At 38.5% G+C, this 317-nt stretch carries 1 pseudogene; it reads left to right on the top strand.

The annotated features are described in order from the left end of the window. Nucleotides 1–317, top strand: a pseudogene (locus PZE06_RS27470) (glutamine amidotransferase-related protein); the annotation flags it as partial.

Raw genomic sequence — 317 nt, 5'->3', positions numbered from 1 at the left:
TACAAGGACAAGAAAAAATAGTTGTGTTGGACTTCGGAAGTCAATATAATCAGTTAATCACAAGAAGAATACGTGAGTTTGGCGTTTATAGTGAGCTTCATCCACATACAATTACAGCAGAAGAAATTAAACAAATGAATGCGACAGGAATTATTTTTTCAGGCGGACCAAATAGTGTGTATGATGAGAATTCCTTCCGTGCAGATGAGGCTATTTTTTGATTTAGGACTCCCAATTTTGGGAATTTGCTATGGAATGCAGCTCATGACTCAGCATTTTAATGGGAAAGTGGAGCCGGCGAAGAATCGTGAGTATGG

It is taken from the genome of Robertmurraya sp. DFI.2.37, assembly GCF_029211245.1.
Taxonomy (GTDB): Bacteria; Bacillota; Bacilli; order Bacillales; family Cytobacillaceae; genus Robertmurraya; species Robertmurraya methanolica_A.
The sequence above is the reverse complement of the archived record's forward strand: the minus strand, read 5'-3'. Positions and strand labels throughout refer to the sequence as shown.